Origin of the sequence: Pseudoxanthomonas jiangsuensis (assembly GCF_010093185.1) — a bacterium.
Lineage (GTDB): Bacteria > Pseudomonadota > Gammaproteobacteria > Xanthomonadales > Xanthomonadaceae > Pseudoxanthomonas > Pseudoxanthomonas jiangsuensis.
Window position 1 is genome coordinate 1 of the sequence record NZ_PDWL01000048.1, and the last position, 5,699, is coordinate 5,699.

Consider the following 5,699-nt stretch of genomic DNA (forward strand, 5'->3'; position numbering starts at 1 on the left):
ACCGTGGAAGGTGCCGCGCCGCCGGCCCCGCGCGCGGACAGCGCGGCACCTTCCACGGTTGCCGCCGAACGACGGGCGGCCATAGCCGTGGCCCGGCCAGCTCCGGTGACGGCCGGCCCTGCGCCGCTCCCTCCTCCTCGGGTGCTCGAGGCCGGCGACCCTGCTTCCGCGGCGGCGGACGTCTCCCCCTCCTTCGCCCCCGCGCCGCAGGCAGCGACCGATGCGGAAAAGGCCTCCGCCGCAACCGTGGCCGAGGAAGCCGTGGACGAGGAAGCCGCACGCTGGCTGCAGCGCATCCGCCTGCAGCGCGACCAGGGCGACCTCGAGGGCGCGCGCGCCAGCCTGGCGCGGTTCGTGCGCAGCCATCCCGGCCTGGCCGTACCCGAAGACCTGCGGCCGCTGCTGCCCCCGCCTCTGTAGGAGCCGGCCTTGCCGGCGACCGCCATGGTGGATACGTCTGCGTGAAACCGGGTGCCATTGACGCGTCCGCCTCCACGGTCGCCGGCAAGACCGGCTCCTACGGGAAGCCCCAAAAGACGGGTCCGCCTTCCCCCCGCGCTAGAATCGCGGCGATGACCGACACCCTCGCCGCGCCGGCCTCGCATCTGCTCGAGGTCAAGCACAGCCGATTCCTCGCCCAGGCCGCGCCGGTCGATACCGCCGGCACTGCCCTGTCCTTCGTCGCCCGGGTCTCCGATCCGGCCGCCACCCACAACTGCTGGGCCTACCGGATCGGCCCGGACTACCGCTCCAGCGACGACGGCGAACCGGCCGGCACCGCCGGGCGCCCGATCCTGGCGGCGATCGACGGCCAGGGCTACGACCGGGTCGCGGTGGTGGTCACCCGCTGGTTCGGCGGGATCAAGCTCGGCGCCGGCGGCCTGGTCCGCGCCTACGGCGGGGCGGCGGCCGAATGCCTGCGCACCGCGCCGCGGCAGCCGCTGGTGGCGATGGCCGAACTGGAACTGGCCTGCGCCTTCGAGGACCTGGGCACGGTCCACGCCGCCCTCGCCGCGCATGCGGCCGAGAAGACCGGCGAGCGCTTCGAGGCCGATGGCGCGCATCTCGTCCTGCGCCTGCCCGCCGACCGCGCCGCCGCCCTGCAGGCGCGCCTGCGCGATGCCACCCGCGACCGCGTCCGCTTCGGCGAGACCGTCGCCGCCGGGGATGCCGCCGGAGGCCTGCACTGATGGCCGCCGCTCCGGAAAACGCCGGCCCGCGCGAGGGTCGCCTGCGCAAGCTCGGCAGCCTGGGCACCCTGTGGCCGTTCGTGCGCCGGCACCTGGGCCTGTTCGGCGCCTGGCTGGTGGCGCTGGCGGTGTCCTCCAGCGCCACCCTGAGCCTGCCGGTGGCGGTGCGCTACATGATCGACCGCGGCTTCGGCGGCGGTGGCCAGATCAACCAGGCCTTCGCCCTGCTGTTCGTGGTCGCGGTGGTGCTGGCGATCGCCACCGCCGCGCGCTTCTTCTTCGTCTCCCTGCTGGGCGAGAAGGTGGTGGCCGACCTGCGCGAGCGCCTGTACGCGCACCTGATCGCACTGGACCCAGGATTCCACGACCGCAGCCGCAGCGGCGAACTGGTCTCGCGCCTGTCGGCCGACAGCGAGCTGCTGCGCAGCGTGATCGGCACCACCATGTCGGTGGCCCTGCGCAGCATGGTCACCGTGGTCGGCAGTCTGGTGATGCTGTTCGTGACCAGTCCGCACCTGGCCGCCTATTCGCTGGTCGGCATCCCGCTGTCGGTGCTGCCGATCGTGCTCGGCGCGCGCCGGCTGGAGAAGGCCTCGCGCGCCAGCCAGGACCGGGTGGCCGACGCCAACGCCCTGGCCGCCGAGACCCTGGGCGCGGTGCGCACGGTCCAGGCCTACGCCCGCGAGCCCTACGAGCAAGGCCGCTTCGCCGCGGCCCTGGAGGTCGCGGTGGCGACCGCGCGGCGCCGGATCGGCGCCCAGGCGGCGGTGACGGCGGCGGCGATCGTGCTGGTGTTCGGCGCGATCGTGCTGGTGCTGTGGTCCGGCGCCCACGAGGTGGTGGCCGGGACCATGAGCGCCGGCACCCTGGGCCAGTTCGTGCTGTACGCGCTGATCGGCGGCGGCTCGGTCGGCGCCCTGGCCGAGGTCTGGAACGAACTGCAGAGGGCGGCCGGCGGCATGGGCCGGATCTCCGAGCTGCTGCAGGAACGGCCGGCGATCGCCGCGCCGGCGCAACCGGCGTCGCTGCCGGCGCCGGTGCGCGGCGAGATCCGCTTCGAGCAGGTGGTGTTCCACTATCCCGGCCGCGAGGACGCGCCGGCGCTGGAGGGCTTCGACCTGCACGTGCGTCCGGGCGAGACGGTGGCCCTGGTCGGCCCTTCCGGCGCCGGCAAGAGCACGGTGCTGTCGCTGCTTCTGCGCTTCCACGATCCGCAGTCCGGCACGGTGCGGCTGGACGGGGTCGACCTGCGCGAGACCGATCCGGCGCAACTGCGCACGCAGCTGGCGCTGGTGCCGCAGCAGCCGGTGCTGTTCGCCGCCAGCGCGATGGACAACATCCGCTACGGGCGCCTGGACGCGAGCGATGCCGAGGTCCACGCGGCCGCGCGCGCGGCCGAGGCCGACGGCTTCATCGCCGCCCTGCCCGGCGGCTACGCCAGCGAACTGGGCGAGCGTGGGGCGCGCCTGTCCGGCGGCCAGCAGCAACGGGTGGCGATCGCCCGGGCCCTGCTCCGGGACGCGCCGGTGCTTTTGCTGGACGAGGCGACTTCGGCCCTGGACGCGCAGAGCGAGCGTGCGGTCCAGCATGCGCTGGAGAACCTGATGCGCGGGCGGACCACGCTGGTGGTCGCCCACCGCCTGGCCACGGTGCTCAAGGCCGACCGGATCGTGGTCATGGACCGCGGCCGGGTGGTGGCCGAGGGCACCCATGAGCAGCTGCTGGCCCAGGATGGGCTGTACGCGGAACTGGCACGGCTGCAGTTCCTGGATTGAAGCCGCAGGGATGGTGCTGCTGCGTCTGGATGTTTGAAGCAGAAGCGCTGGCTTCGGGCTGGGCCGCCGTGCCTTGGGTCTGCGGCGCACCGCTCGGGCGGGCTCCTGCCCGCAACTCGCGGCCGTGGCACGTCCCTGTGCCACTTGCCCCGCAGACCCAAGGCACGACGGCCTCTGCGGGCTTGGAGCTCACTGCTTCTGGTGCTTCTGCTCTTCAGGCCATCCTGCTGCTCGCTGTCGTCCCCGCGCAGGCGGGGACCCAGTGTCTTTGCTTCCCTTAGGGATGTGCGCCCGAGCGGCCACGACACGGCCGGTTCGCCGCGGCTCAGCCCGAAGCCAGCCCAACCCAACACTTCTGTGCGGACGGAGGCATTGCGGCCCGCAAGACCTCAGGCGATGCGCTCGACCCCGCCCATGTAGGGACGCAGCGCCTCCGGCACCTCGATCGAACCGTCGGCCTGCTGGTAGTTCTCCATCACCGCGATCAGGGCCCGGCCCACTGCCACGCCCGAACCGTTGAGCGTGTGCACCAGTTCCGGCTTGCCGGTGGCCGGGTTGCGCCAGCGCGCCTGCATCCGCCGCGCCTGGAAATCGCCGCAGGTCGAGCACGAGGAGATCTCCCGGTAGGTCCCCTGCGACGGCAGCCATACCTCCAGGTCGTAGGTGCGGCGCGCCGAGAAGCCCATGTCGCCGGTGCACAGCAGCACCTTGCGGTACGGCAGGCCCAGCCTTTCCAGCACCGTCTCGGCCGCACGGGTCATGCGCTGGTGCTCGGCGTCGCTGTCCTCGGGCCGGACGATCGACACCAGCTCGACCTTCTCGAACTGGTGCTGGCGGATCATGCCGCGGGTGTCGCGGCCGCCGCTGCCGGCCTCGGAGCGGAAGCACAGCGAGTGCGCGGTCATGCGCAGGGGCAGGCGCTCGGCCTCGACGATCTCGTCGCGCACGATGTTGGTCAGCGGCACTTCCGAGGTCGGGATCAGGTAGCGGGTGTGCTCGCCCAGGGCAGTGGCGAACAGGTCCTCCTCGAACTTCGGCAGCTGGCCGGTGCCGCGCAGGGAATCGGCGTTGACGATCAGCGGGACGTTGGTCTCCTCGTAGCCGTGCTCGCCGCTGTGCAGGTCCAGCATGAACTGGGCCAGGGCCCGGTGCAGGCGCGCCAGCTGGCCGCGCAGCACGGTGAAACGCGCCCCCGAGAGCTTGGCCGCGGTGTCGCCGTCCAGCCAGCCGTGGCGGGCGCCCAGCTCGACGTGGTCCCTGACCTCGAAATCGAAGCTGCGCGGCGTGCCCCAGCGGTGCTGCTCGACGTTGTCGTTCTCGTCGGCGCCGGGCGGCACGTCCTCGGCCGGCAGGTTGGGCAGGCCCAGGGCGATGGCCTCGATCCGGCCACGGATCTCCTCCAGTCGCGCCTCGGAGGCCTTGAGCTCGTCGCCGAAGCCGGCGACCTCGGCCATCAGCGCGGACACGTCCTCGCCCTTGGCCTTGGCCTGGCCGATGGCCTTGGAGCGGGTGTTGCGCAGGTTCTGCAGCTCCTGGGTGCGCGCCTGGATCGCCTTGCGCTCGGACTCCAGCGCTTCCAGGGCGGCGGTGTCGAGGACGAAGCCGCGCGCGGCGAGGCGTTCGGCCAGGGCGGCGGTCTGGTTGCGGAGCAGCGAGGGATCGAGCATGGCGGGCGCAGCGGGAAAGGAGGCCGGCCATTATCGCCAATTGTCGGCGGGCGCGACGGCGGCGCCGGGCATTCATCGCGGCTGTGCCAGAATCCGGGCGTCTTCCCCACCGCGACGCCGTCCGCGCATGGCCGCCCAGCCCTCCTCCTTTCCAGGTTTCCTCCGGTACGTCCCGCACGGGCGCTGGGCGGTGGTCGGCGGTGCCTTCGTGCTCGGGCTGCTGCTGTTTGTCGTGGTCTGGCTGGGCGCGCGCGAACGCTCCGTGGCCCTGCCCGATCCGGTGAAGCCGGCCGCCGCGCCCCAGGCCTTCGATCCGCTGCCCGGGCCGATGCCCGCCGGGGCCGCCACCCCGCTGCCCGCGCCGGACGAGAGCGCCCAGCTGGTCGAGGAGCCGGCACCGGTGCCTCCGCCGGCGCCGGTCGACGCAACGCAGGGCCCGCTGCCGCCCAGCATCGAGACGGCGCCCGCTCCGGTCGCGGCGGTGCAGCCGCCCGCGCGCCTGCCGGACCCGCCGGCGCCACGCTATCCGGCTTCGGCCCTGCGCCGCGGCGAGAGCGGCACGGTGACCATCGAGGTCGAAGTGGGCATCGACGGTTATCCGAGCGCGATCCGGGTGAGCGGCCGCAGCGGTTCGCGCGACCTCGACCGCGCCGCGGTGGAGGCGGTGTCGCGCTGGCGCTTCGAACCGGCGCGCGATGCCGCCGGACAGCCGGTGCCAGGCTGGATCTCGGTGCCGATCGACTTCAAGGCGCAGTAGCGGCGCACTACTCAATAACAGCCCGCGCCCTGCATTCATGGGTCATGCCGGCGCTCGGTTGCGGCATCGCGTGCACGCCTTGTCGACACGCATGAACCGCCGCTGGCGCTTCGCATCGCGTTCACTGCACGACCACCTCATGCCTACTGCCTCCTGCCGACACTCGGGTCGCGTCACACCACAGGAGATTCGTCATGGCTATCCAGACCACCCCGCACCCCGGCACCCCCCCCCGCCGCTACAGCGACTACGTGACCCGCAGCTGGTCGCACGCGCTGCCGGCCGGCAGCGCGTGCGACCAGCTGCGGGT

4 protein-coding genes and 1 pseudogene are annotated in these 5,699 nt (G+C 73.1%); 4 read left to right on the plus strand and 1 reads right to left on the minus strand.

The window, feature by feature from the left end:
* From CSC62_RS17860 to CSC62_RS16965, 3 genes and pseudogenes are all read left to right on the plus strand, one after another.
* Nucleotides 1-420 (plus strand): annotated as a pseudogene (locus CSC62_RS17860) (hypothetical protein); the annotation flags it as partial.
* A gap of 152 nt (nt 421-572) precedes the next feature.
* Entirely contained in the window at nt 573-1,190 is a 618-nt protein-coding gene (locus tag CSC62_RS16960) for an IMPACT family protein (protein ID WP_162407861.1), read from the plus strand.
* Nucleotides 1,190-2,965, plus strand: a complete 1,776-nt coding sequence (locus CSC62_RS16965; protein WP_162407862.1) for an ABC transporter transmembrane domain-containing protein — start codon at nt 1,190-1,192, stop codon at nt 2,963-2,965. Before CSC62_RS16960 ends, CSC62_RS16965 begins: the two co-directional genes overlap by 1 nt.
* Before the next feature lie 389 nt (nt 2,966-3,354).
* Here the strand turns inward: CSC62_RS16965 and serS are convergent, their stop codons facing one another.
* Entirely contained in the window at nt 3,355-4,632 is a 1,278-nt protein-coding gene (gene serS / locus CSC62_RS16970) for a serine--tRNA ligase (RefSeq protein ID WP_162407863.1), read from the minus strand.
* A 127-nt stretch (nt 4,633-4,759) separates the two neighbouring features.
* Here serS and CSC62_RS16975 point away from each other — a divergent pair, with 127 nt between their 5' ends.
* Complete coding sequence (locus CSC62_RS16975) at nt 4,760-5,389, plus strand: energy transducer TonB (RefSeq protein WP_162407864.1); 630 nt, start codon at nt 4,760-4,762, stop codon at nt 5,387-5,389.
* Nucleotides 5,390-5,699 lie beyond the last annotated feature (310 nt).